Annotated in this window: 23 protein-coding genes and 1 tRNA gene; 7 read left to right on the forward strand and 17 right to left on the reverse strand. The window is 69.1% G+C overall.

The features are described 5' to 3' along the window. Positions 1 to 9: 9 nt before the first annotated feature. From DEU36_RS02510 to DEU36_RS02550, 10 genes are all read right to left on the reverse strand, one after another. Positions 10 to 1,182, reverse strand: coding sequence for a GAF domain-containing SpoIIE family protein phosphatase (locus tag DEU36_RS02510; RefSeq protein WP_120262781.1), 1,173 nt, complete (start codon positions 1,180 to 1,182; stop codon positions 10 to 12). A 96-nt stretch (positions 1,183 to 1,278) separates the two neighbouring features. Continuing rightward, positions 1,279 to 1,659, reverse strand: coding sequence for a pilus assembly protein TadG-related protein (locus DEU36_RS02515; protein WP_259455189.1), 381 nt, complete (start codon positions 1,657 to 1,659; stop codon positions 1,279 to 1,281). A gap of 38 nt (positions 1,660 to 1,697) precedes the next feature. Further along, positions 1,698 to 2,153 (reverse strand): TadE family protein, encoded by a 456-nt coding sequence (locus DEU36_RS02520; RefSeq protein ID WP_120262782.1) that lies wholly within the window; start codon positions 2,151 to 2,153, stop codon positions 1,698 to 1,700. Beyond that, entirely contained in the window at positions 2,128 to 2,466 is a 339-nt protein-coding gene (locus DEU36_RS02525; RefSeq protein ID WP_120264318.1) for a TadE family protein, read from the reverse strand. Before DEU36_RS02525 ends, DEU36_RS02520 begins: the two co-directional genes overlap by 26 nt. Positions 2,467 to 2,515: 49 nt before the next feature. Further along, positions 2,516 to 2,704: a hypothetical protein gene (locus DEU36_RS02530; protein ID WP_120262783.1), complete on the reverse strand. Its 189-nt coding sequence runs from the start codon at positions 2,702 to 2,704 to the stop codon at positions 2,516 to 2,518. A gap of 30 nt (positions 2,705 to 2,734) precedes the next feature. Then, positions 2,735 to 3,571 (reverse strand): type II secretion system F family protein, encoded by an 837-nt coding sequence (locus DEU36_RS02535; RefSeq protein ID WP_259455191.1) that lies wholly within the window; start codon positions 3,569 to 3,571, stop codon positions 2,735 to 2,737. A gap of 77 nt (positions 3,572 to 3,648) precedes the next feature. Then, positions 3,649 to 4,512, reverse strand: a complete 864-nt coding sequence (locus DEU36_RS02540; protein WP_120262784.1) for a type II secretion system F family protein — start codon at positions 4,510 to 4,512, stop codon at positions 3,649 to 3,651. Beyond that, positions 4,509 to 5,684: a CpaF family protein gene (locus tag DEU36_RS02545; RefSeq protein WP_396652146.1), complete on the reverse strand. Its 1,176-nt coding sequence runs from the start codon at positions 5,682 to 5,684 to the stop codon at positions 4,509 to 4,511. Before DEU36_RS02545 ends, DEU36_RS02540 begins: the two co-directional genes overlap by 4 nt. Positions 5,685 to 6,106: 422 nt before the next feature. Then, entirely contained in the window at positions 6,107 to 6,313 is a 207-nt protein-coding gene (locus DEU36_RS15985; RefSeq protein ID WP_147374349.1) for a hypothetical protein, read from the reverse strand. Between the two features lie 194 nt (positions 6,314 to 6,507). Continuing rightward, complete coding sequence (locus DEU36_RS02550; protein ID WP_120262785.1) at positions 6,508 to 7,449, reverse strand: LysR family transcriptional regulator; 942 nt, start codon at positions 7,447 to 7,449, stop codon at positions 6,508 to 6,510. A 118-nt stretch (positions 7,450 to 7,567) separates the two neighbouring features. On the opposite strand from DEU36_RS02550, the gene DEU36_RS02555 reads away from it, so the two are divergent. From DEU36_RS02555 to DEU36_RS02575, 5 genes are all read left to right on the forward strand, one after another. Then, positions 7,568 to 8,602, forward strand: a complete 1,035-nt coding sequence (locus DEU36_RS02555) for a putative oxygenase MesX (protein ID WP_120262786.1) — start codon at positions 7,568 to 7,570, stop codon at positions 8,600 to 8,602. A gap of 15 nt (positions 8,603 to 8,617) precedes the next feature. After that, positions 8,618 to 9,670 (forward strand): methionine synthase, encoded by a 1,053-nt coding sequence (locus DEU36_RS02560; RefSeq protein ID WP_120262787.1) that lies wholly within the window; start codon positions 8,618 to 8,620, stop codon positions 9,668 to 9,670. A gap of 76 nt (positions 9,671 to 9,746) precedes the next feature. Beyond that, positions 9,747 to 10,580 carry a formate/nitrite transporter family protein gene (locus DEU36_RS02565; protein WP_120262788.1) on the forward strand — a complete coding sequence of 278 codons (834 nt, stop codon included), beginning with the start codon at positions 9,747 to 9,749 and terminating at the stop codon, positions 10,578 to 10,580. 106 nt (positions 10,581 to 10,686) lie between these two features. After that, a tRNA-Leu gene (locus DEU36_RS02570) sits at positions 10,687 to 10,768 on the forward strand. 51 nt (positions 10,769 to 10,819) lie between these two features. Then, the gene (locus tag DEU36_RS02575) at positions 10,820 to 11,638 is read left to right on the forward strand and encodes a DedA family protein (RefSeq protein WP_120262789.1); all 819 of its coding nucleotides are present in this window, start codon (positions 10,820 to 10,822) and stop codon (positions 11,636 to 11,638) included. Here the strand turns inward: DEU36_RS02575 and DEU36_RS02580 are convergent, their stop codons facing one another. Continuing rightward, complete coding sequence (locus DEU36_RS02580) at positions 11,639 to 12,616, reverse strand: Ku protein (RefSeq protein WP_120262790.1); 978 nt, start codon at positions 12,614 to 12,616, stop codon at positions 11,639 to 11,641. A 61-nt stretch (positions 12,617 to 12,677) separates the two neighbouring features. Between DEU36_RS02580 and DEU36_RS02585 the strand changes: the two genes are divergently transcribed. After that, on the forward strand, positions 12,678 to 15,116 hold the full coding sequence (locus DEU36_RS02585; protein ID WP_120262791.1) for an ATP-dependent DNA ligase: 2,439 nt from the start codon (positions 12,678 to 12,680) through the stop codon (positions 15,114 to 15,116). 591 nt (positions 15,117 to 15,707) lie between these two features. On the opposite strand, the gene rdgB is transcribed toward DEU36_RS02585, so the two are convergent. From rdgB to murI, 3 genes are read right to left on the reverse strand one after another with little or no spacing between them, the layout of a single operon-like run. Then, on the reverse strand, positions 15,708 to 16,301 hold the full coding sequence (gene rdgB / locus DEU36_RS02590) for an RdgB/HAM1 family non-canonical purine NTP pyrophosphatase (RefSeq protein ID WP_120262792.1): 594 nt from the start codon (positions 16,299 to 16,301) through the stop codon (positions 15,708 to 15,710). Continuing rightward, positions 16,298 to 17,029: a ribonuclease PH gene (gene rph / locus DEU36_RS02595; RefSeq protein ID WP_120262793.1), complete on the reverse strand. Its 732-nt coding sequence runs from the start codon at positions 17,027 to 17,029 to the stop codon at positions 16,298 to 16,300. The genes rdgB and rph overlap by 4 nt, the downstream gene beginning before the upstream one ends. Positions 17,030 to 17,060: 31 nt before the next feature. After that, positions 17,061 to 17,897: a glutamate racemase gene (murI, locus tag DEU36_RS02600; RefSeq protein ID WP_120264321.1), complete on the reverse strand. Its 837-nt coding sequence runs from the start codon at positions 17,895 to 17,897 to the stop codon at positions 17,061 to 17,063. A gap of 78 nt (positions 17,898 to 17,975) precedes the next feature. On the opposite strand from murI, the gene DEU36_RS02605 reads away from it, so the two are divergent. Continuing rightward, the gene (locus DEU36_RS02605; RefSeq protein ID WP_120262794.1) at positions 17,976 to 19,310 is read left to right on the forward strand and encodes a nicotinate phosphoribosyltransferase; all 1,335 of its coding nucleotides are present in this window, start codon (positions 17,976 to 17,978) and stop codon (positions 19,308 to 19,310) included. Between the two features lie 62 nt (positions 19,311 to 19,372). Here the strand turns inward: DEU36_RS02605 and DEU36_RS02610 are convergent, their stop codons facing one another. From DEU36_RS02610 to DEU36_RS02620, 3 genes are read right to left on the reverse strand one after another with little or no spacing between them, the layout of a single operon-like run. Continuing rightward, positions 19,373 to 19,639, reverse strand: coding sequence for a DUF3039 domain-containing protein (locus DEU36_RS02610; protein ID WP_023951164.1), 267 nt, complete (start codon positions 19,637 to 19,639; stop codon positions 19,373 to 19,375). A gap of 23 nt (positions 19,640 to 19,662) precedes the next feature. Beyond that, on the reverse strand, positions 19,663 to 21,198 hold the full coding sequence (locus DEU36_RS02615) for a hypothetical protein (RefSeq protein WP_120262795.1): 1,536 nt from the start codon (positions 21,196 to 21,198) through the stop codon (positions 19,663 to 19,665). After that, positions 21,174 to 22,901 (reverse strand): ABC transporter ATP-binding protein, encoded by a 1,728-nt coding sequence (locus DEU36_RS02620; RefSeq protein WP_259455192.1) that lies wholly within the window; start codon positions 22,899 to 22,901, stop codon positions 21,174 to 21,176. Before DEU36_RS02620 ends, DEU36_RS02615 begins: the two co-directional genes overlap by 25 nt. Positions 22,902 to 22,997: the final 96 nt, after the last annotated feature.

Below are 22,997 nucleotides of genomic sequence, written 5' to 3' on the forward strand. Positions count from 1 at the left end.
CGACGCAGGTCAGCGCACGGAGATGACGACTGCGGTCACATCGTCGTCGACGGTGTGTTCGGAGACGCGGATCGAGAGCTCGTCGAAGAACGCGTCGGGCTCTGCCGCACGGCGCAGGTCTTCGCCGATCAGGCGCAGGCTGTCGAGCGTGGAGTCGTAGGCGTCGAGGGCGCCATCCGAGACGGAGATGATGAGGTCGCCGTGGCCGACCACGGTCTCTCCTGCCTCCCAATCGGCATCGGACGGGCGGAGGCCGAGCGGCAGGTTGCGTGAGCTCAGACGTTCGCTCGTGCCGTCGGCGCGGAGCAGCAGGGTGAGTCCGTGACCGGCGTCGACGTAGGCCACGCGGCCGCTCCGGGTGTCGATCACCGCGTGGAACAGGGTCGCGAAGGTGTCACGGTAGCGCTTGTCGTGGCGGGCGTAGTCCTCGACCGACAGCATCGCCTCGACGGGGTCGAGGTGAGCACGCTGTTGGAGCGCGCCGATCAGTTCCTCAGCGAAACCGCCTGCCTCCTCGCCCTTGCCCATCACGTCCGCGAGGGTGACGATGATGCGGTCGCCGACCTGCTGCCAGCTGCTCCGGTCGCCGCTCACCTGCCCGTGCGGGATCGCCAGGGCGGCGAGGCGGACCTCTCCCGCCGCGAGGCGGTCATCGCGCACGGCGGGGACCGTGGCACCCTCGGGCAGCGGCACCGATCCGGCGCCGTCGGGGTCGTCCATGCGCATCTCAGCCTGAGCCCAGAGACCGAAGCGCTCGAAGGCGTCGCGGTCGGTGTCGCTGAGCTCGCGGGGCGAGGTGTCGAGCAGGCAGAGCGTGCCGACGGTCTCCCCCGCGTCGGTGTGGATCGGAAAGCCCGCGTAGAAGCGGATGCCGTGCTCGGCGACGATCGCACGGTCGGCGAACCGCGGGTCGGCGCGCCCGTCGCGCACCTCGAGCACGGCGGGCTGCTTGACGGCCTCGCCGCAGAACGAGTCCTCGATCGGGGTGTGCGTGAAATCGGACTCCGCCGGCTGCGACTTCGTGAACACCGTCTCGGAGTTCACGACGTTGACGACGGCATAGTCGACGTCGAACATCTCGCGCGCGAGCCGCGTGATGCGGTCGAAGCGCTCCTCCGGGGCGGTGTCCATCAGACCGAGTCGCGTCACCGCGTCGTCGTTGACATCGAGTTGCTGGGTCATGAGCGGGCTCCCCCTCCACGCATAGCCGGTCCCTCGACCCTATCCAGCGCGATTTGTGCCGGGAAGGAGGTTGCGGAATGACCGCGCATCGCGGACTCAGCGCAGCACGGTGCGGCTCGTCGCCGTCGCCTCGATCCGTACGCCGTGGGGCACGAACAGGGACGCCACGGGGGGACGCCACACCGTGGCCACGGTGACGCGAGCGGATACGCCATCGGGCGTGGCGGCATCGACGAGCGTCGCGTCGACGGACGCCGCGATGACCTCGGCGGCCAGGTCATGGACGTCGGCCGGGTCGAGTCGCGCGCGCGGCGAGCCGCTTTCGACGACGAAGGTGAACCCGTCGGATGCCGCCAGCGCTGCGGCATCCGCGACCGTCTCCGCGCGTTTGTGCGCGAGGTAGAGGCTCATCGCGTCGACGCTGACGAGGACGAGCACGATGGCGAGGAGGGCGTATCCGAGCGTGAGCGGCAACACGCTCCCATCGTTCCCCAGGTGGGACCGTCTCTTCACGATCAGCCCCACACGCGCGGCATCCGTTGCACGGCGGTCGCCTCGATCGGAACCCGGGCCAGCCGGTCGAGGCCGAGCACGGGAGGCACGAGCGGCAGCACCGCGTCGGTGTTCACCGTGACGCGGATGATCTCACCGGCTCCGGGGCATGGACCGCTGCCCGAACACTCGACGGCGAGCGCGAGGTCGTCGGCCGTCATTCCGTACTCGGCGGCGATCGCCTGCGTGATCGCGTCGACACGCGTATCGGCCTGAGCGACATCCGCGGCTGTCGCGATCGCACGGGCGACGTGTCGCGCAGCCGCCTGGGCGGCGAACGTGTGCGACTGCACGATTCCGAGTGAGACGATCAGGTAGACGACGGGGACGAGCAGGATGAGTCCGGCGGTCAGGAACTCGAGCGACGCGGAGCCGTCGTCGTTTCGGTGTCGTTCACTCTCCGTCGTCGGCCGGTGCATGGGCGGTCACCTCCCATGCGGCCGGTATGCCCGCCAACCCGATGAGCGGCAGGGTGATCCGCATCGTCACCTGCACCATGGTCGCCTCGCCCACCGTGGTGCGGCGTGTCTGCACGTCTTGCACGAACGCCGGCCCGAGCGTCCTGTCGACGATGTCTCGGGCGCGCGCTGCTCCCTCCTCGTCGGTCACATCGGCGAGCGCGGCGTCGTAGGCGCCCTCGACGGCCGCGTCGTGTGCGACCCCGCGGACGTAGACGGCGAGGGCGAGCTGGATGACCCCCAGAATGAGCAGAGTCAGGAGCGCTCCGACCATCACGAACTCCGCCGGACTCGAACCTCGCTCGTCGAGAGTCAGCGCCACGTCACAGTCCAGACACCCGTGCGATGGCCTGCTCGAAGAGGTTCGACAGCGCGGGACCGGCGAGCGCCCAGATGACCACGACGAGCCCCGCCGTCATCAAGGTGACGAGTACCCAGCCGGGAACATCACCCTGCTCGTCATCCCGGAGGTCTCGTACCGTGCCGCGGACCATCGTGATCAGTCCCCTCATTGTGTTTCCTTTCTTCGTCTTCGACTTCGCTCACAGGCCCAGGCGCAGCATCACGATGCCGGGGAACACTGCGAACAGGACCGAGAGAGGCAGCACGAGGAAGACCAGCGGAAGGAGCATCAGGATCTCTTTGCGCCCGGCCTGTTCGATCAGGACGCGCTTCGCGTCTTCCCGCGCATCAGCGGCCTGCGTTTGCAGCACCTGCGCCAAGGGGGCACCGCGTTCGACGGCGCCGACGAGCTGGTCGACTGCGCGGTCGACGCTCGCCACCTCGAGTGAGCGGGCCATCTCGCGCAGGGCATCGGTCAGGGTCGACCCGGTTCCGGCCGCGAGGACCGCAGCACGCAAGTGTGCGGTCAGTTCACCGGCACCCACCTCGCTGACGCGACGCAACGCATCGTGGAGGCCCTCTCCCGCAGAGAGGCAGAGCGCGAGGAACTCCAGCACCGTCGGCACCTCTTCACGCACCTGCCGCATCCGGTTCTCGGCGGCCTGTACCAGCACCACGTGGAGAACGAGAATTCCCGCGGCAGCGAGCACGAACGGCAGCAGCAGCGTCGCCCCGTTCGCGTCTCCGCGCATCGCCACTGCGACCGTCAGCGTGGTGCCCGCCGTGAGTCCCCCGATCCCCGCGAACAGCTGGCGGATACGGAAGCCCTCGGGTGTCAGGGCCCAGCCCGCCCGCACGAGTCGTCGGCGGAGTGCTTCCGATCCGCCGAGCTTCGCCGCTATGTGGATGCTGAGCTCTCGCCAGCCCCCGAGCCAGGACGGTCCCGGATGGAGCGGGGTCAGGCCGATCGGATCGGCGATATCGCGCAAGTAGGGGGCGATCCTGCGTTCGAGGGGCGGCGCGATCCACCGCGGCATCCCGGAGATCGTGAGAAGGAGGCCCGAAGCAAGTGCAGTACCCAGCAAGACGGCAACGGCGAGATCCGACATACCGGTCAGCGCACCCACCTCCGCGGTTCGGGAAGCCTGCCGATCCGCAGCATGACCCGGTACGCGACGAACGACACCGCCGCGCCCACGATGATGAGGACGGTTCCTTCTCCCGAGGCATACGCGCGAGCGCCTTCGGGGCGAAGCGACAGAAGCGTGAGCACCACCCAGGGAGCGATCAATCCGAGCACTGCTGCACCTCTGATCCACGACTGGCGTGCCTCCACCTCAGCGCGGAGAGCCGCATCGGCACGAACGGACGTCGAGAGCGCCCTGAGCACCGGGACCAGCTCCGTCCCACCCACCTGCCGGGCCATCCGAAGCGTCTCCACGATGCGGTCGGCCACGGGATCTGCGAGCACCGTCTGCAGACGCGCGGCACTGGTGTCGAAGTGTCCGGAGGCGGCGAGGTCTCGCTCGAACCCCCTGAACGCGGGGCGAAGGGCCGGCGGCCCGGTCTCCGCGATCGACGAGACCGCGTCGCCGAGTGGCATCCCGGCTCGAACGGATGCGACGAGCAGGTCGCACACGTCGGGCCATAGCCCGCGGCGCGCCCGCCGCAGTCTGCGGGAGCGGGAGCGCAGCCAGGCCGTCGGCAGCAGGACGCCCGCACCGGCGGCGAGGAGGGCGACGGCGGGGAGCGAGGTCACCAGCCACGCAGCCGCGGCGGCAAGCGCTGCCGTCCCGACCGAGATGGCGCCGAACCCGCTCACCGGGGCCTGCGCGAATCCAGCAGAGCCAAGGAGGTCGCGACCGAAGCGCCGAGCGCGACCGGATGTCGCCGGTGTCGTCGCCGTGCGAGGCGACAGCCAGGGCAGGACGATGAGCACTAGCCCTGCACCGAGCGTTGTGCCCCACAGCAGGATCACGCCGGGCTCCGATAGATCGACCGCGTCGCGACGACCCCGTCGATGACGGCGCCGGTGGGAGACACGATCTCGGCGACGCGTCGACGTCCCGAAGCCAGGAGCTCGCAGTGCACCACGAGGTCGACGGATGCCGCGAGAGCGTCGCGCACGAACTCGATGTCGATGTTCCGTCCGGCCAGGAGCGGGAGCGCTGAGAGCTTCCGAAGCGCGTCGGTGGCGGAGTTCGCGTGCACGGTCGCGGCGGCGGGGACGCCGGTGTTGAGAGCGAGGAGCAAGTCGAGAGCTTCGGCATCGCGCACCTCGCCGACGACGAGGCGGTCGGGTCGCATGCGGAGGGCTTCCTTCACGAGGCGTCGCAGCGTCACCTCTCCTCCGCCTTCGAGGCTCGGCTGGCGGGCCTGCAGGGCGACCACATCGGGCAGATCAACGGCGAGCTCGAAGGTCTCCTCGACCGTGACGACCCGCTGCGCGGGTGGGCTCGCCGCGATCAGTGCGCTGAGCATGGTCGTCTTCCCCGCGTGGGTCGCACCGGAGACGATGATGTTCCGTCCGTGTGCGATCGCCGTGCGTAGGATGTCCGCCGCCTCGACCGTCACCGACCCGATGTCCACCAGGTCGTCGAGCGTGCGGAACGTGCGGAGGAACTTGCGGACGTTCACAGCCCAGTGCCGCGTTATGTCGGGGATGACGACGTGGAGTCGCGACCCGTCCGGGAGCGACGCGTCAGCGAAGGGCTGGCTCAGATCGACACGGCGACCGCTCGCGTGCAGCATCCGTTCGACCAGGTCGCGCACCTGGCCCTCGGACAGGGTCAGCGCGACTCTCTCGCTCCGGCCGCCGCGAGCGACGAAGATCCGGTCGGGAGCGTTGATCCACAGCTCCTCCACGCTCGGGTCGTCCAGAAGCGCCTGCAACGGGCCGTACCCGGCGACGGATGCAAGAACGCGCCGCACCGCTGAGTGCTCATCGTCGACAGCCTCCAACCCCCGCGCCAGGGCGAAGTCGTTGTGCCGCTGCACTTCTGCGATCGCGACCCGCTCGACCTCTTCCGGTCGCTGCGCGGGATCGATCCCCTCCGACCGGAGCCGATCGCGCAGACTGCACGCGATACGCGTCTCTGGGGGCAGGTCAGGGGGCTCGAAGCCGGGTGCGGATGACGGGGTACTGCTCACCCCTGCATCGTTGCCGCTATCCGACGAGGCGGTGGCGACTTTCCACAGTGCCAGATCGGTTGGTCTCTTCAACCCGAACGTCGGCCTGAAACGCGGCGGCTGGCTGTCGCATTCGCGCGGACGACGTGTCGTGTTGCCGAATCGAGGCACGCGACCTCTCGACGAGATGCGGCCGCAATACGACGAGCTGACTGCAGAGGCGCTAAACGACCTGGCGCATGCCATGCCGTAGATGACATTGCGGCGACTGATTCGCACGTAGGCGCGGACGGCAGGACGGTGTTCGTGGGGTGGCGTGGCGTTGTGGGTGACGTCGAGCTTGGCGCTGACAGGTGATACTTCAGCGAGCGACATCGGTACGAGAGAGACCCCCGCAGGTAATCACCCACGGGGGTCTTCCATTCTCCTACTGTGTGCGGCACTTACGTCGGAGATGTCTGCTTCCAGTTTGGGCGGACTTTCCATGCGACGAAGGCGCTTGCTGCGAAGATCGCTCCGAGCGCGGCAGGGATCCAACTCTGCACGGTGGCGTCATCGCCGAGCGCCGCTGGTAGCAACCAGATCAGGCTCGCTCCCGCCCCCACTGCGATGATGAAGAAGAGGAGAAACTGGCCTCTCGAACGCTTCATGACTCAACCTCCGGTGAAGCAGCCCATGACGGCTCCGATAGACGCGCCGTCAACGGCCGCGATGCCGCCGATGCGTGCTGCACAGATGGTGGCAGTGGGGGCGTAACGGGCACCCCCGCATCGTGGCGGCTACCCCGTGAAGCGGTGGCGACCTTCCACAGGGCCGGTCGGCTCACCATCTCGCCATCCCAGCCTCATCCGAGCAGCTCGATCCCGAAACCTCCGACGACAGCACGCACCTCATCGAGATAGCGCTGCGCCTGCTCGGTGAGTGGCACGGCCGTGCGGCCGATCCAGCCGATCTCGATGCGCTCGTCGACGTCGAGGGGCACGGCGACGATCTCTGGGTCGAGGTCGTCACTGATGATGCCCGTCGAGATCGTGTAGCCCTCGAGGCCGATCATGAGGTTGAAGATCGTCGCGCGATCCGACACCCGGATCTCCTGCTTGCTCGACAGCGTCGAGAGGATCTCTTCGGCGAAGTAGAACGAGTTGTTCGCGCCCTGGTCGAAGGTCAGGCGCGGCAGGTCGACGAGGTCGTCGAGCGTTGCGCGGGCACGCGAGGCGAGCGGGTTCCGGCGCGAGACGAAGATGTGCGGCTCGGCCACGAACAGCGGATGGAACGCAAGCCCCGAGTCGCGCAGCAGCTTGTCGATGACGTTCCGGTTGAAGTCGTTGCGGAACAGGATGCCGAGCTCGCTGCGCAGCGTCCGGACGTCTTCGATGATGTCCCACGTCCGGGTCTCGCGAAGCGAGAACTCGTACTCGGGCGACCCGGTACTCCGGACCATCCGGACGAACGCGTCGACGGCGAACGAGTAGTGCTGCGTCGAGACACCGAGCAGCCGCCGCGACGGTGGCCGTCCGAGGTAGCGCTGTTCGAGCAGCTCGGCCTGCTCGACGACCTGACGGGCGTATCCCAGGAACTCCACGCCGTCTGTGGTGAGAGTCACGCCTCGGGCTGACCGCACCAGCAGATCGCGGCCGACCCGCGCCTCGAGGTCCTTCATCGCGGCCGACATCGTGGGCTGTGCGACGTAGAGCAGATCGGATGCCGCCGAGATCGAGCCCTCGGCGGCCACCTCGATGAAGTACTGCAACTGCTGCAGGGTGATCCCGCTTCGACGCCCGGCCATAGCGAAAGACTATGGCACCGGATAGCGAGAGGGAATTACCCGATGACTGTCGCCACCCCTCACGATGGAGCCATCATCTTCCGCATGGCTCTCCGGAGCTCCGCTTGATTGGCTGCTCATGGCGAACGAATTCACGTTCCGCATCTCCACGACGCGCTTCGACGAGGACTACTCCCCCTCCGACTCATCGCGCATCACGACGAACTTCGCCAACCTCGCCCGGGGCGAGCGCCGCCGCGAGAACCTCCGCGGGGCGCTCGCGATGATCGACGCCCGCCTCAACGACCTCGCCCGCACCGACAACCCCGCGGGCGATCGGTACACCGCCGAGCTCGACATCGTGTCAGCGAACCTGCGGTTCGCAGATGACGGCGAGGATGCTGCCGCCGCCACCGGCGAGGACCGCGAGTTCCCGTTGCTCGAGGTGCTCGACATCCACATCGTCGACCGGCGGACCGGCGAGCGCCACCACGGCATCGTCGGCAACAACTTCTCGTCGTACCTGCGCGACTACGACTTCAGCATCCTGTTGCCGTCGGCCCAGCAGACGCCCGGCACGTTCGTCGTGCCGGACGACTTCGGCGACCTCCACGGGAAGCTCTTCCAGCACTTCCTCGAGTCCGACGCCTACCGCGAGCGTTTTCCCCAGGCACCCGTCGTGTGCATCAGCGTGTCGACGAGCCGTACGTACCGGCGCAACGGCAACCGGCATCCGGTCCTCGGCGTCGAGTACGAGCAGGACTCGTTCTCGCTGACCGACGAGTACTTCGCCAAGATGGGGCTCCAGGTGCGCTACTTCATGCCGCGCGGCAGTGTCGCCCCGCTGGCGTTCTATCACCGCGGCGAGCTGCTGGCCGACTACACCGATCTGCAGCTGGCCGGCACGATCGGCACCATGGAGACGTTCCAGAAGATCTACCGGCCCGAGATCTACAACGCGAGCGAGCCCGCGGGCGAGGTCTACCGGCCCAGCCTCGTGCGGGACGACTTCGTGCGGACCGACATCACGTACGACCGGGTCGAGCGCAGCCAACTGGCCACGACGCAGGGCAAGTACGCCGAGGAGCACTTCGTCACCCCCCACCGGCAGGTGCTCAGCCGCTGGGCCGCCCGCTACACCGCACCCGCTGCCCCGCTCGCGCCGACCCGCTGAACCGAAGGACGATCCGTGTCGCACACCCTCCTGCCCACCTCCACCGTCGGCAGCCTTCCCAAGCCGTCATGGCTGGCCAAGCCCGAGGTGTTGTGGTCGCCGTGGGAACTGACCGGCAACACGCTGACGGAAGGCAGACGCGACGCCCTGCGCGTCGCGGTCCACGAGCAGGAACGCCGCGGGCTCGACATCATCAGCGACGGCGAACAGACGCGTCAGCACTTCGTCACCACGTTCATCGAGCACCTCGACGGTGTCGACTTCGAGCGACGCGAGACGGTGCGCATCCGCGACCGCTACGACGCGAGCGTCCCCACGGTCATCGGCGCCGTCAGCCGCCGCCAGCCAGTCTTCATCGACGACGCGGTCTTCCTCCGCCAGCAGACCGATCGGCCCATCAAGTGGGCGCTCCCGGGCCCCATGACCATGATCGACACGCTGGCCGATCATCACTACCGCAGCCGCGAGAAGCTCGCGTGGGAGTTCGCCACGATCCTCAATCAGGAGGCCCGCGAGCTCGAGGCCGCCGGCGTCGACATCATCCAGTTCGATGAGCCGGCGTTCAACGTGTTCTTCGACGAGATGAAGGACTGGGGCATCGCCGCGCTCGAGCGAGCAGCCGAGGGCCTGCGCGCCGAGACGGTGGTGCACATCTGCTACGGCTACGGCATCACGGCGAACAACGAGTGGAAGGCGACACTGGGGCCCGAGTGGCGGCAGTACGAGGAGTCGTTCCCGCTCCTTCAGCGATCGAGCATCGACGTCATCTCGCTCGAGAGCCACCACTCGCACGTGCCCGTCGAGCTGATCGAGCTCATCCGCGGCAAGAAGGTGATGCTCGGGGCCATCGACGTCGCGAGCCATGAGATCGAGACCCCGGATGAGGTGGCCGACACGCTCCGCCGCGCGCTCGAGTTCGTCGACGCCGACAAGCTGATCCCCAGCACCAACTGCGGCATGGCGCCGCTTCCCCGTGCCGTCGCGTACGACAAGATCAGCGCACTGGTGGCGGGGGCAGCCGTCGTTCGGGCCGAGGTCTCCGAGCCGAGCGCGCTCGCCGTGCGCTGACGGGTTATCCCCGGCCCGCCGCATCCCCGTCGCCCGCTCGTCGAGCGCACACTGGCGGCGGAAGGACGGTGATCCCGTGCTCACGATCCCCCAGGCCCTCGCCGCGCAGGCCGACAACGGGCGGCACAAGGTCGACGGGCTGCGCTCCCACGCTCGCTTCACGATCTCGGGGATGCTCGCGGGCGCGTACATCGGCGTCGGCGTCGTACTGATGGTCACCGCGGCCGGACCGCTTCTCGCGGCCGGCTCGGGCTGGGGCAAGCTCGTGTCGGGCCTCGTGTTCGGCGTCGCGCTGACGATCGTCGTGGTTGCGGGCGGCGAGCTCGTCACCTCGTCGATGATGACGGTTCCCCAAGCCGCGCTCATGGGAGCCGTGCCCCCTGGTCGGGCCGCCGCGGCGATCGTATGGACGTTCGGCGCAAACCTCGTCGGGTCAGTCGTGTTCGGGGCGCTGATCGTCGCATCCGGCGTTCCTCACAGCAACGCTGCGGCAGGCGCCATGCTCTCCGACATGCTCGCGGCGAAGGCCCACGAATCGCCCCTCGAACTGTTCGTCCGCGGCATCCTGTGCAATGTCCTCGTCTGCGTCGCGATCTGGATGACGGTGCGGCTCCGCAGCGAGAGCGCTCGCATCCTCGTCGTGTTCGCAGCGATCCTCGCGTTCATCACCTCCGGCTTCGAGCACGTCGTGGCGAACATGACGACGTTCACGATCGGTCTGCTGTCCAGTGACCCGTCGGCCTCGGTCGGCGGCTTCGCGCTCAATCTCCTGCTCGTCGGCGCCGGGAACCTCGTCGGCGGTGGTCTCGTCGTCGGGGCGGGGTACTGGTTCATCGGCGGCTCACCGCGACTCGCTGACGCGTCAGCGAACGTCCCGAACTCCGGACTCAGGAGCTCCATCGCGCGATAGGTGGGCCCGAGCGGCCATGCGCGCCGCGACCGCCCCATCGTCTCGGCGAATTCGGGGGTTATCCGGACGGATTCGCTTATCGCTGACGCCTAGACTGAACCCGTCCGCGGGAGTGGTGGAATTGGCAGACACGCAGGATTTAGGTTCCTGTGCCTCACGGCGTGTGGGTTCAAGTCCCACCTTCCGCACGGATCGGGCGTTCGCCCGCCCTCGCGTCATCCTCTCCCGACGGGAAACTCGTGCATCAGATCGCCCTCATCCCCTGGCTCGACCCCGCCACCATCATCAGCGCGGCAGGCCCGTGGGCTCTGCTCGTGGTGTGTTTCATCATCTTCGCCGAGACAGGTCTGCTCGTCGGCTTCCTGCTCCCCGGCGACACGCTTCTGATCATGGCGGGTCTGCTGTCGAACCCCGTCACCCACGCTCCCCACGGCGTCTTCGGCATCAACGTCTGGGTCGTGGGTCTGCTGATCGGGTTCTCCGCGTTCCTCGGCGGTGAGGTGGGCTACATCATCGGACGCAAGGGCGGCCCCGCCGTCTTCGAACGCAAAGAGTCCGGTCTGTTCAGCCGCCGCAACGTGGAGCGGACCAACGCCTTCTTCGAGCGTTACGGCGGCGTCACCGTCATCCTGGCCCGCTTCGTGCCCATCGTCCGGACCTTCGCGCCCGTCGCCGCCGGCGTCGGGAAGATGGCGTGGCACCGCTATTCGCTCTACAACCTGATCGGCGCCGTGATCTGGGGCTTCGGCCTGACGGTGATCGGCTACCTCGTCAGCCTCATTCCCGGTGTCGGCGAGTTCGTCGCGAAGTACATCGACGTCATCCTGCTCGCCGCGGTCGTCGGCACCGTCGTCTTCATCGTGTGGCACTACTTCGCCGAGAAGCGCAAGGCGAAGAAGGAGATGGCCGCCGGGCCCGACCAGTACACCGATGCCGCCGAGGCACGCGAGCTCGTGCTCGACCCGGAGGTCTTTCACGAGCACGGTCACACCCACCCGCACCGCTCCGAGGCCGCGCCGGCGGACGCCGACCGAGGCCACGAGCCGCCGCGGAGCTGATCAGGAGGCTTTCGCGCTCTTCTTCGCGGGAGTCTTCTTGTCGGCCGTCTTCTTCTCGGCCCCCCGCTTCGCGGGCGCCTTCTCGTCCACGTCCTTCTTCGCTGCGCCCTTCGTGGTGGTCTTCTTCGCGTTCGTCTGGGTGCTGGCGTGCCCCCCGTCGCCACCGTCCGACGTCTTCGACCCGCCGCTGCGCGCCGCGCGGCTGCGCTCGACGCTCGCCCGCAGCGCCTCCATCAGGTCGATGACCTCGCCGCCCTCCTTCTCGGCCTTCTCACCGAACGTCTCCGACGTGTCGAGGGCGTCGCCCTTCTCGAGCTTCGCGTCGATGAGGGTCCGCAGCTCCTCCTGATACTCGTCCGTGAACGCCTCGGGATCGAAGTCGCTCGAAAAGCTCTCCACGAGGGACGCCGACATCTCGAGCTCCTTCGCCGAGATGCGCACCGACTCATCGAGCGCGGGGAACGCCGCCTCCCGGACTTCGTCGGCCCACAGGAGGGTCTGCAGCACGAGGACCTCACCTCGAACGCGAAGCGCGGCGAGCCGCGTCTTCTGCCGCAACGAGAACCGTACGATCGCGGTCCGATCGGTCTGTTCGAGGGTCTTCCGCAGGAGCACGTACGACTTCGGCGACGACGAATCCGGCTCGAGGTAGTACGCCTTGTCGAGGGTGAGCAGATCGATCTGCTCACTCGGCACGAACTCCACCACATCGATCTCGCGGCTGCGCTCGGAGGGCAATGATGCCAGGTCGTCCTTCGTGAGCACGACCGTCTGCTCGCCGTCGTCGTAGGCGCGATCGATGTCGGCGTAGGGAACGACCTCGCCGTCGATCTCGCAGATGCGCTGGTACCGGATGCGTCCGCCGTCGGCGTTGTGAACCTGATGCAACGGAACGTCGTGATCCTCGGTGGCCGAGTAGACCTTCACCGGCACATTGACGAGCCCGAAGGTGAGGGCGCCTTTCCAGATCGATCTCATGGAGGAAGTACACACCGCAACCCCTCGCCGACGCCAGCGGCTGGCGCAATACCCTGTCGGCATGGCAGGAGAGCAGACGGTGCAGGTCGACGGCCGCCGGCTGCGCCTGTCGAACCTCGACAAGGTGCTCTACCCGCGGACCGGGACGACGAAGGGCGAGGTGATCGACTACTTCTCGCGCATCGCGCCCTTGATGCTGCCGCACCTCGACCGGCGTCCGGTGACGCGCAAGCGCTGGCCCGAGGGCGTCGACCAGCCCGACTTCTTCGCGAAAGACCTCGAACGCGGCGCCCCCTCGTGGCTCCCCCGCATGCCCATCGACCACTCCACCGGCGCGAAGGACTATCCGCTCGTCGAGGAGGTGGCAGCGCTGGTCTACCTCGCGCAGGTCGCGAGCCTCGAACTGCACGTCCCCCAGTGGCGCTTCACCGACGCGGGCGAGCGCGGTGCACCCGACCGACTCGTCCTCGATCTCGATCCGGGGCCGGGAGTCGGCCTGGCCGAATGCGCCGAGGTCGCGCGGTGGGTGCGCAGCATCCTGTCGGACATGGGAATGGAGCTGTTTCCCGTGACGAGCGGCAGTAAGGGCATCCATCTGTATGCCCCGCTCGCCGCCGCGCAGACGAGCGAACAGGCCTCGGCTTTCGCGAAAGAGCTCGCCCGGGCCCTCGAAGCCGACCACCCCGACCTCGTCATCAGTCAGATGAACCGCAGCGCCCGCGCCGGCAAGGTCTTCCTCGACTGGAGCCAGAACAACGGCTCGAAGACCACCATCGCGCCCTACTCGCTCCGCGGGCGAGACGAACCCACGGTCGCTGCACCACGCACATGGGACGAGCTCGAAGACCCGTCCCTTCGTCACCTGCGCTTCGACGAGGTTCTCGAGCGCGCCGTCGACCTCGGCGACCCACTGGCGCCGCTCGCGCCCCGTCGCACCGCGCCGCTAGCGCCCTACCTCGCGAAAAGGTCGGCGGAGCGAACACCCGAGCCCATGCCCGACGCCGTGTCGGTCGCGGCAGGCGGTGTCTCCGGCGCCGGTGCCGCGGGCAGGCCGAGGTTCGTCATCCAGGAGCATCACGCGCGACGCCTGCACTACGACCTGCGCCTGGAACGGGACGGCGTGCTGGTCAGCTGGGCGGTGCCCCGCGGCATCCCCGAGACGACCGAGCGCAATCATCTCGCCGTGATGACCGAACCCCACCCCATGGAGTACCTGAGCTTCCACGGCGAGATTCCCCCCGGCGAGTACGGCGCGGGAACGATGACGATCTGGGACACCGGCGTCTACGACCTCGAGAAGTGGCGTGACGACGAGATCATCATCACACTCCACGGCACGCCCGGCGGAGCCGCTTCCGACGCTCGCCTCGTTCTTATCCGCACCGGCGGATCGGGTGAGAAGTCGCAGTGGCTGCTGCACCGAATGAAGACAGGGGCCACGAGCGTGACGGCGGGTTCCAAACTGCCCGCGGCATCCGGCCTGTCAGACGCCGAGGACCAAGAGACCGCCTCGGACGCGACCGGCTCGCCGGCTCCGATGCTGGCCGTCTCGTCATCTCCGGGAACCGCGCGAGCGACGGCGGAGCGGTGGGGGCCGTGGGTCGAGTTCAAATGGGACGGTGTTCGGGCGATCGCGCACTGGGACGGCGAGCGGATGCGGCTGCGCGCGCGCAGCGGCACCGACATCACGTCCCGCTATCCCGAACTCACGGGCGACGACGCGGATCTCGGACTCGGTGACACACCTCTCGTGCTCGACGGTGAGATCGTCGCGCTTGACGAGTCCGGACGTCCGAGCTTTCCTCTCCTGCAGAACCGCATGCACCTGACCAAGGCGCGCGACATCGCCCGAGAGCGCGACCGCACACCCGCGGACTTCTTCGTCTTCGACCTGCTGCAGCACGGCGACCGCGATGTGACCGCACTGCCGCTGCGCGAGCGTCGTCGGCTCCTTGAGTCCGCGGTCAGGGACGCGAAGCCGCCGCTCACGGTGCCGCCCGTGACCGACGACCTCGACGCTGCGCTGGCCACCGCCCGCGAACTCGACCTCGAGGGCGCCGTCGTGAAGGACCCGTCGTCCCGGTATCGGGTCGGTGTCCGCTCCGACGAGTGGCTCAAGGTCAAGCTCACTCGGACGCAGGACGTCATCGTCGGCGCCATCCGACCAGGCAAGGGCTCGCGCCGAGGCGGCATCGGCTCTCTGCTGCTGGGCATTCCCGACGACGACGGCTCGCTGCAGTACGCCGGTCGCGTCGGCTCGGGGTTCTCCGACGCCGAACTCGCCCGGCTCACCGCAGCCCTCGACCCGCTCCGCACCGACGAGAACCCGTTCGTCGAAATCCCCGCGGCCGACGCCTCCGACGCCCTGTGGGTGCGGCCCGAGCTCGTCGGAGAGGTCGAGTTCGCCGAGTTCACGCCCGGCGGCATCCTGCGCCACGCCCGGTGGCGGGGCCTCCGCCCCGATCGCGAGCCGGGCGACGTCCGCCGCGACGAGGGCTAGCCCTCCCGACGGTTCGGGTGGGCTCTGGTGGACGTGCGGTGCCGTGCCGTGCCGTGCCGTGCCGGGCCGGGCCGTGCCGTGCCGCCGACAGGCTGAGCCGCGCATCAGGCCACTACTCGGGCCACACGACAGCCATCAGCCTGTTGACGGGCCGTGACGGGCCGTGCCGGGCCGTGACCTGCCTTGCCGTGCCCTGCCGGGCCGGGCCGTGCCGCCGACAGGCTGAGCCGCGCATCAGGCCACTACTCGGGCCACACGACAGTCCTCAGCCTGTTGACGGGCCGTGCGAAAGCCACAGTGCCGACGGGGCACCGGGTATCGGGCACAAGGCACCGGGCAACCCCGCGAAACTAAACGCCTCACGCTTACGGCAGGCTTGCGCCCACCCCATTGGCTTGGGCCAAGCCCGATCGTTGTTCCGTCCACAGGCTGAACGACGGCCGGAGGCCTTCCGCGCCGGTGATGCCGGGGCCCAGCCTGCAGACGGTGCCTGCAGACGGTGCCTGCAGACGGTGCCTGCAGACGGTGCGATGCAGACGGTGCGATGCCGACTTCGGACGCGAGGCGGCGGGCGTACCGGCGAGGCCCCGCTCAGAGCGAGCGCAACAGCTCCGTGAGCGCGACGAAGGCTCGGGCGCGATGAGACGCCGCGTTCTTCTCCGCCGCGGACCACTGCGCGACCGTGCGCGCGGGTTCCGGCTGGCCATCCGGCACGAAGACCGGGTCGTACCCGAAGCCGCCGTCGCCGGCGGCCTCGGTCGCGAGCCGGCCCGGCCAGACACCCTCGACGACGTGCTCGGTGTCGCTGTCGACGAGGGCGATGACCGAGACGAACTGAGCCGTGCGTCGCGGGTCGGCGATGTCGGCGAGCTGATCGAGCAGCAGAGCCGTGTTGGCCGCGGCATCCTTCTTGTGGCCGGCCCAGTAGGCCGAGAAGGCACCGGGTGCTCCCCCGAGCGCATCGACGCAGATCCCCGAGTCGTCGGCAAGGGCCGGCAAGCCGGTGTGCGCCGCCGCGGCACGGGCCTTGATCAGCGCGTTCTCCGTGAAGGTGACGCCGTCCTCGACGGGCTCCGGCCCGTCGTACCCGATGACCTCCAGGTCGGGGCGGACGGCGGCGACGATCGCGTGGAACTCCTCGACCTTGTGCGGGTTGTGAGTCGCCAGGACGATACGGCCGGTCATGCCAGCGTCGCCGCCTGGATGTCGCGCAGCTGCGCGCAGCCGTTCACGCCGAGCTCGAGCAGCGCGTCGAGCTCGCGCTTGTCGAAGGGCGCCCCCTCAGCGGTGCCCTGCACCTCGACGAAGAGCCCCCGACCCGTGACCACGACGTTCATGTCGGTCTCGGCTCGGACATCCTCGACGTACGCGAGATCGAGCATCGGCGTGCCGTCGATGATCCCCACCGACACCGCCGACACCGAGTCGACCAGCGGCACGGAGCGCTGCGCGATAAACTTCTGCGACCGGCCCCACTCGATCGCGTCGGCCAGCGCCACGTACGCTCCGGTGATCGCTGCGGTGCGCGTGCCGCCGTCGGCCTGCAGGACGTCGCAGTCGATGACGATCGTGTTCTCACCGAGCGCCTTGGTGTCGACGACAGCACGCAAAGCGCGACCGATCAGGCGCGAGATCTCGTGCGTCCGACCACCGACCTTGCCCTTGATCGACTCGCGGTCGTTCCGGCTGTTCGTCGCGCGCGGGAGCATAGCGTACTCCGCCGTGACCCACCCCTTGCCCTTGCCGGTGAGCCAGCGCGGCACCCCGTTGGTGAACGAGGCGGTGCACAGCACCTTCGTGCCGCCGAAGCTCACGAGAGCCGATCCCTCGGCGTGGGCGCTCCAGCCCCGCTCGATGGTCACGGTGCGGAGCTGGTCGGCGGTGCGGCCGTCGGCGCGCAGGGAATCGGTCATGAAGAGTCTCCGATCGGAGGGCGGGTGAGGGTCAGGATGCGGGCGGAGCGAGCTTCGGCAAGACGATGGCGCCCGTCTGGACCAGACGCACCGACGGCACGCCTCGGCCCATGAGCCGGTCGGCGAGGTCGAGGAAGTCGTCGCCGGAATCGCCCGTCGCCTCGTAGACATGACGAGGCACGGCGTCGTCGTTCGCGAGGAGACCGCCGGACACGAGCTGCCGGTAGACGTCCTTCGCCGTCTCGGAGTCGCTCGAGACCAGGGCGACGTCGGGTCCCATGACGTAACTGATCGCGCCCTCGAGGAACGGGTAGTGGGTGCAACCGAGGACGAGGGTGTCGACGCCCGCTTCGCGCAGCGGCGCGAGGTAGTCCTCGGCGACCGCCAGCACTTCGGGTGACTGGGTGATGCCGGCCTCGACGAACTCGACGAACCGGGGGCAGGATGCCGCGAAGACCTCGAGACGCTCGTTCACTTCGAGCATGTCCTGGTAGGCGCGCGACGCGATCGTGCCGACCGTGCCGATGACGCCGATGCGACCGTTGCGGGTGGTGGAGATCGCGGCGCGGACCGCGGGGTTGATGACCTCGACCACCGGCACGTCGTAACGCTCACGTGCGTCGCGGAGCAGCGCTGCGGAGGCGGTGTTGCACGCGATGACGAGCATCTTCACGCCCTCGTCGACGAGCGTGTCGAGCACCTCCAGTCCGTAGCGACGGACGTCGGCGATGGGCTTGGGCCCGTAGGGCGAGTGGGCCGTGTCACCGATGTAGAGCAGCGACTCGCGGGGCAGGAGCTGCGAGATCGCCCGCGCCACAGTGAGCCCGCCGACACCCGAGTCGAAGATTCCGATGGGCGCGTCGTTCACGATCATCGAGCCTACCTGGCGTCGCGGCCGCGGCATCCCGTGACGGTGACGGAATGCCGCGTCGCTACAGTGGCACTCATGGCCTCCAGCGCTCTGCTCACCGACCGTTACGAGATCACGATGCTGCAGGCCGCGCTGCGCGACGGCACGGCGGATCGGCGCTGCGTTTTCGAGGTCTTCGCGCGACGGCTGCCCGGCGGCCGCCGGTTCGGCGTGGTCGCGGGCACCGGACGACTGCTCGAGGAGATCGAGGACTTCCGTTTCGGCGACGATGAGCTGGCGTTCCTCCGCGATCACGGGGCGCTCGACGAGCAGACCCTTGCATGGCTCGCCGACTATCGCTTCACCGGCACGATCACCGGGTACCGCGAGGGCGAGCTCTACTTCCCCGGTTCACCGGTCCTGACCGTGGAGGGGACGTTCGCGGAGGCCGTCGTGCTCGAGACCCTTGTGCTCAGCATCCTCAACTACGACTCCGCCGTCGCCACCGCCGCTGCACGCATGGCGATCGCCGCGGGCGACCGTCCGCTCGCCGAGATGGGGTCGCGCCGTGCGCACGAGCGCAGCGCCGTCGCCGCCGCCCGCGCCGCGCACATCGCCGGATTCGGCGCGACGAGCAACCTCGAGGCGGGACGGACGTGGGGCATCCCCACGATGGGCACCGCCGCGCATGCCTGGACGCTGCTCCACGACAGCGAGGAGGAGGCCTTCCGCAGCCAGATCGACGCGCTCGGGGTCGACACGACCTTGCTGATCGACACCTACGACATCACCGAGGGAGTCGCGACGGCCGTACGGGTGGCGGGAACGGACCTCGGCGGAGTGCGGATCGACTCCGGCGACCTCCCCACCGTCGCCGCGGACGTCCGCGCGCAGCTCGACGCGCTGGGCGCCCACGGCACGCGCATCACGGTCACGAGCGACCTCGATGAGTACGCGATCGCGGCGCTCGCGGCATCCCCCGTCGATGCCTACGGAGTCGGGACGTCGCTCGTCACGGGCTCGGGCACCCCGACTGCAGGCATGGTCTACAAGCTGGTCGCGCGGCAGAACGACGACGGATCATGGCTCTCCGTGGCGAAGGCTTCCGCCGACAAGGTGTCGCACGGCGGTCGCAAGACGGCGTTCCGAGCCCTCGTCGGCGGTACCGCCAAGGAGGAGGTCGTGGTGGTGTCCGATGGATTCGAGCCCCTCGACACGCCCGCTGAACACCCCGACGCTCGCGCACTGCAGACGATGCTGTTCGCGGATGGCCGGGCGGTCGGCGACTGGGTCGGTGCCGCCGGCGTGCGCGCCGCCCGCGCCCACCACGCCAGCGTGATCGAGGAGATGCCGGTTCGAGCTCTCGCGCTCAGCCGCTCCGAACCCGCGATCCCGACGGTCTACCACGCCGAAAACGCACCGCCTCGCTGAGAGTGCACCTTTGACGGTGCGTTCTCGGCGGGACGGTGCGTTTTCGCGAGATCGGCGACGCGTCAGCGCGTCATCGACTCGTAGATCTCCTTGCATGTGGGGCAGACCGGGAACTTCTCGGGGTCGCGACCCGGAGTCCACTTCTTGCCGCAGAGCGCACGCACGGGCTTGCCGGTGATCGCCGACTCGAGGATCTTGTCCTTCTTGACGTAATGCGAGAACCGCTCGTGGTCGCCCGGCTCGATCGTCTCCTCGCGGATGAGCTCTTCGAGCTCACGGTCGAGGGTCGCGAGACCGCCCTGGTCGGGAGAATCGAGAGGAGTGCTCATGCGGGAATTCTATCGGCGAACGGTCACGTCGTCTCGGCGAATGCCATCAGCCGATCGCCACGCCGATCGAAGAGCAGCCCACCGACGAGGATCCCGGCGGTGAGCACCACGATTCCGACGCCCACACCGGTGCCGAGCGCCCACCACTGCGCCTGCGCCTCCCCCAACGCGAACTGCCAGGACCACCACAGTGCCGGCGCCGCCGCGAGAAGCGCCCCGACGAGCACGGCCCCCTGGGAGAGCCCGCCGCCGGTGCGCTGGGGCTGCTGGAACGGGCTGTCGCCATGGCGGGCTACCGCGTACGGCGCGAGCACGGACGATACCGACGAAAGACCGAGACCGCCGAGCAGCAGCGCGGAGCAGACGCCCACCATCGCCGGCAGCACACCCCAATCGCCGTGGATGCCGATGCCGACCGGGATCGCGATGGCAAGCAGCGGCACCGCGACGAGAAGCAGCGGAACCAGGCGCCCGACTCGATCCGAGGCACCCCGCACCGCACTGGAGATATGCAGCCACACGGCCGAACCGTCGTAGGCGAGGTCGTTATGGACGACCCAGCCGAGAAGGAGCGCGATCAGCGGCGCGGGGATCAGGGCCGCGACCTCATGGGGCACGCCGACGATGAGGAGGGGCACGACCGCGACGACGGCGGCGACCGGGATGATCGCGATGTCGACGAGATACCGGGGATCGCGCAGCCAGTACACGAGGGAACGCGCCGCGACGGCCCCGCCGGGTGTACCGGGCGTGACGGTGAACCATCCGAGTCCGCGGCGCTCCCGCACCGATACGGGCCGCTCGGTGCGGGTCAGCATGCGCCGCACGATCAGGATCCAAGCGGCAGCCAGCGCCAGGGCCGTCAGGACCGCGACGAGCACGACCACCGGGCGCGGATCGAGCGGGAGCACCCACGCGGCCCCGATGGGGGTGACCGCGAGCGTCTCGACGGCGGCGAGCAGAGGGCTCGGAACGCCCTCGTCCCAGTTCAACGAGGCGAGGAAGACCGCGACGGGGATCGCGACGACAGCGATGCCGAGCAGGAGCAGAGTCGTCAGCTCGCGTGAACGGCGGTCCGCCAGCACGAGAGCGGCGATTCCGAGAGCCACCCGGGCGAGGAGGAGTTGAGTGACGACGATCAGCGCCGCGCCGAAGCTGGCCGCGACCGGGTCGACGCCGTGAGCGACCCAGGTGAGCGCGACGGCGACCGAGATCGCGATCATGGCGGCCGACGGCAGACTCAGCGGGCTGGCGACGGCCGTCGCGGCGGCCACGAGCCGCCAGTCACGGCCTGTCACGATGAAGGCTCGCGGGTCGAGCGGGTCGCGGACGGGCGTCACCAGCGGCACCAGAGCGAAGCATGCCGACACAGCCGCCCCGCCTACCGCGAGCACCACCAGGGCGCTCGCCAGTGGCGCATCCTGCAGACGCCAGAGCGCGAGGACGATCGCCCCGACGAGGATCACGGCGGCCGCGAGCGCCGCGAATGCGCGGGCGCGGTGGAACCGCAGTGCCCCGACCAGGACGTCGAACCTCAGTCGGAGAACGTGTGCAACCATTCGAGGCCCTCCACCGCGCTGGTCCCGCCCGCAAGCTCGAGGAACCGTTCCTCGAGCGTGCGACCGTCGCGTACCTCATCGACCGTTCCCGCCGCGAGGATCCGCCCGCCCACGACGACGGCGACGCCCGAGCAGGCGCGCTGAACGAGCTCCATGCCATGGCTCGAGAGGATGACGGTGCCGCCGTGTGCGACGTACTTCTGCAGGATGTCGAGGATGACGGCGCTCGAGACGGGGTCGACCGACTCGAAGGGCTCGTCGAGCACCAGCAAGCGCGGCGCGTGGATCATGGCTCCAGCGAGCATGACCTTCTTGGTCATACCGGCGGAGTAATCGGAGACACTGCGCCCGAGCGCGTCGGTCAGGTCGAACGCCGAGGCGAGGTCTGCGATGCGGTTCTCGACGACGGCGGGCTTCAGCCCGCGCAGGACGCCGTAGTAGTAGAGGAGTTGACGGCCGGAGAGACGGTCGAATGTACGGAGCCGGTCGGGCAGCACCCCCATCTGCCGCTTCGCGGCAGCCGGGTCGCGGCGGATGTCGACTCCCGCGATCTCGACCGAGCCTTCGTCGGGTCGCAGAAGGCCCGCGATCATCGACAGCGTGGTCGTCTTTCCGGCACCGTTCGGTCCCACGAGCCCGTAGAAGGATCCCGCCGGGATCTCGAGGTCGATGCGGTCGACGGCACGCGCCTCGCCGTAGGTCTTGGTGACGCCGCGCAGACGCAGCGCCGGAGCGCTCGACGCGAGGTCGGCCGGCATCCGCTCGTCCGACCCGTCGCTCATCGCGACCGCGCCGGCCCCGACCACGTCGAGGGCCTCGTCGTCGTCCACGGGTGCGTCGTCCACGGGCGGCGCGTCGACGGTTGCGGCTTCTGGCTCCGCTGCGAGGACCGTTTCGACGTCAGCGACGACCTCGTCGGCAACGGCGTCGCCAGCCGCGGCCGGGGGCCCCGGCAGGGGCTCGCGTTCGGGTTCTTCCTCCGGGACCACCGACGCGTCGAGTTCCGGGGCCACCGCCGCCTCATGTGCCGGCGGTTCCTCCGAGATCGTCTCCGCTTCGTGCGCCCGTTCCTGCTCCGGGGCGACCAGCTGTTCGAGCTGCGGCTCCGGCTGTTCCGCCGTCTCGACCTCGGGCTCGGGCTCCGCGTCGGGCTCGAGCGGGGTCTCATCCGCGGTGTCCAGCTCGGGCTCGGCCGTGGCGGGGCCTACCGCACCACCCACGACCTCGTCATCCGATGCCGCGGTGTCCGATGCTGCTGTGTCCGATGCCACGTCAGCCGATGCCACGTCGGCCGCACCCCCGTCATCCGCGATCACGTCGGCGGCGATCGTGTCTTCCGCCCCGACACTCTCTGTCTCAGGCGGCTCGGGCGGGGCGACGAACGCGGCCGCCGCGACGGCCGCCGGCATCTCGGGCTTGGGCGGCGTTGCCGCCGAGGGCGCGCTCGTGCTGCGGGGCTTACGCGGCGTCTTCTTCGCACCGGCGGTGCCCTGCGAGCGGGGCTTACGCGGCTTCGGCGTTCGCGGCGCGCTCGTTGGAGGGGTCGTCGTCGTGCCGTCCTGCGAGCCCGAACCGGGCGTCACCGTGGGCCCGAGCCCGGCAGCCGCGACCTCGGCGGGGATGTCGGGAAGAGGCGGCACGGAGGTATCGACAGGCGACGCGACACGCTGTTCGTGCTGGGGGGCGGCTGAGTCGTCTGTCACCCCCCAAACCTATCAAGCAGGCCATCCGCGGCGAGGCGCCGCGTCATGAAGGAACACCGAGAATCGCGCTACCAGCAAGGTCACGAAAGCGCAACG

The sequence above is a fragment of the Microbacterium sp. AG238 genome, from assembly GCF_003610405.1.
Taxonomy (GTDB): Bacteria; Actinomycetota; Actinomycetes; order Actinomycetales; family Microbacteriaceae; genus Microbacterium.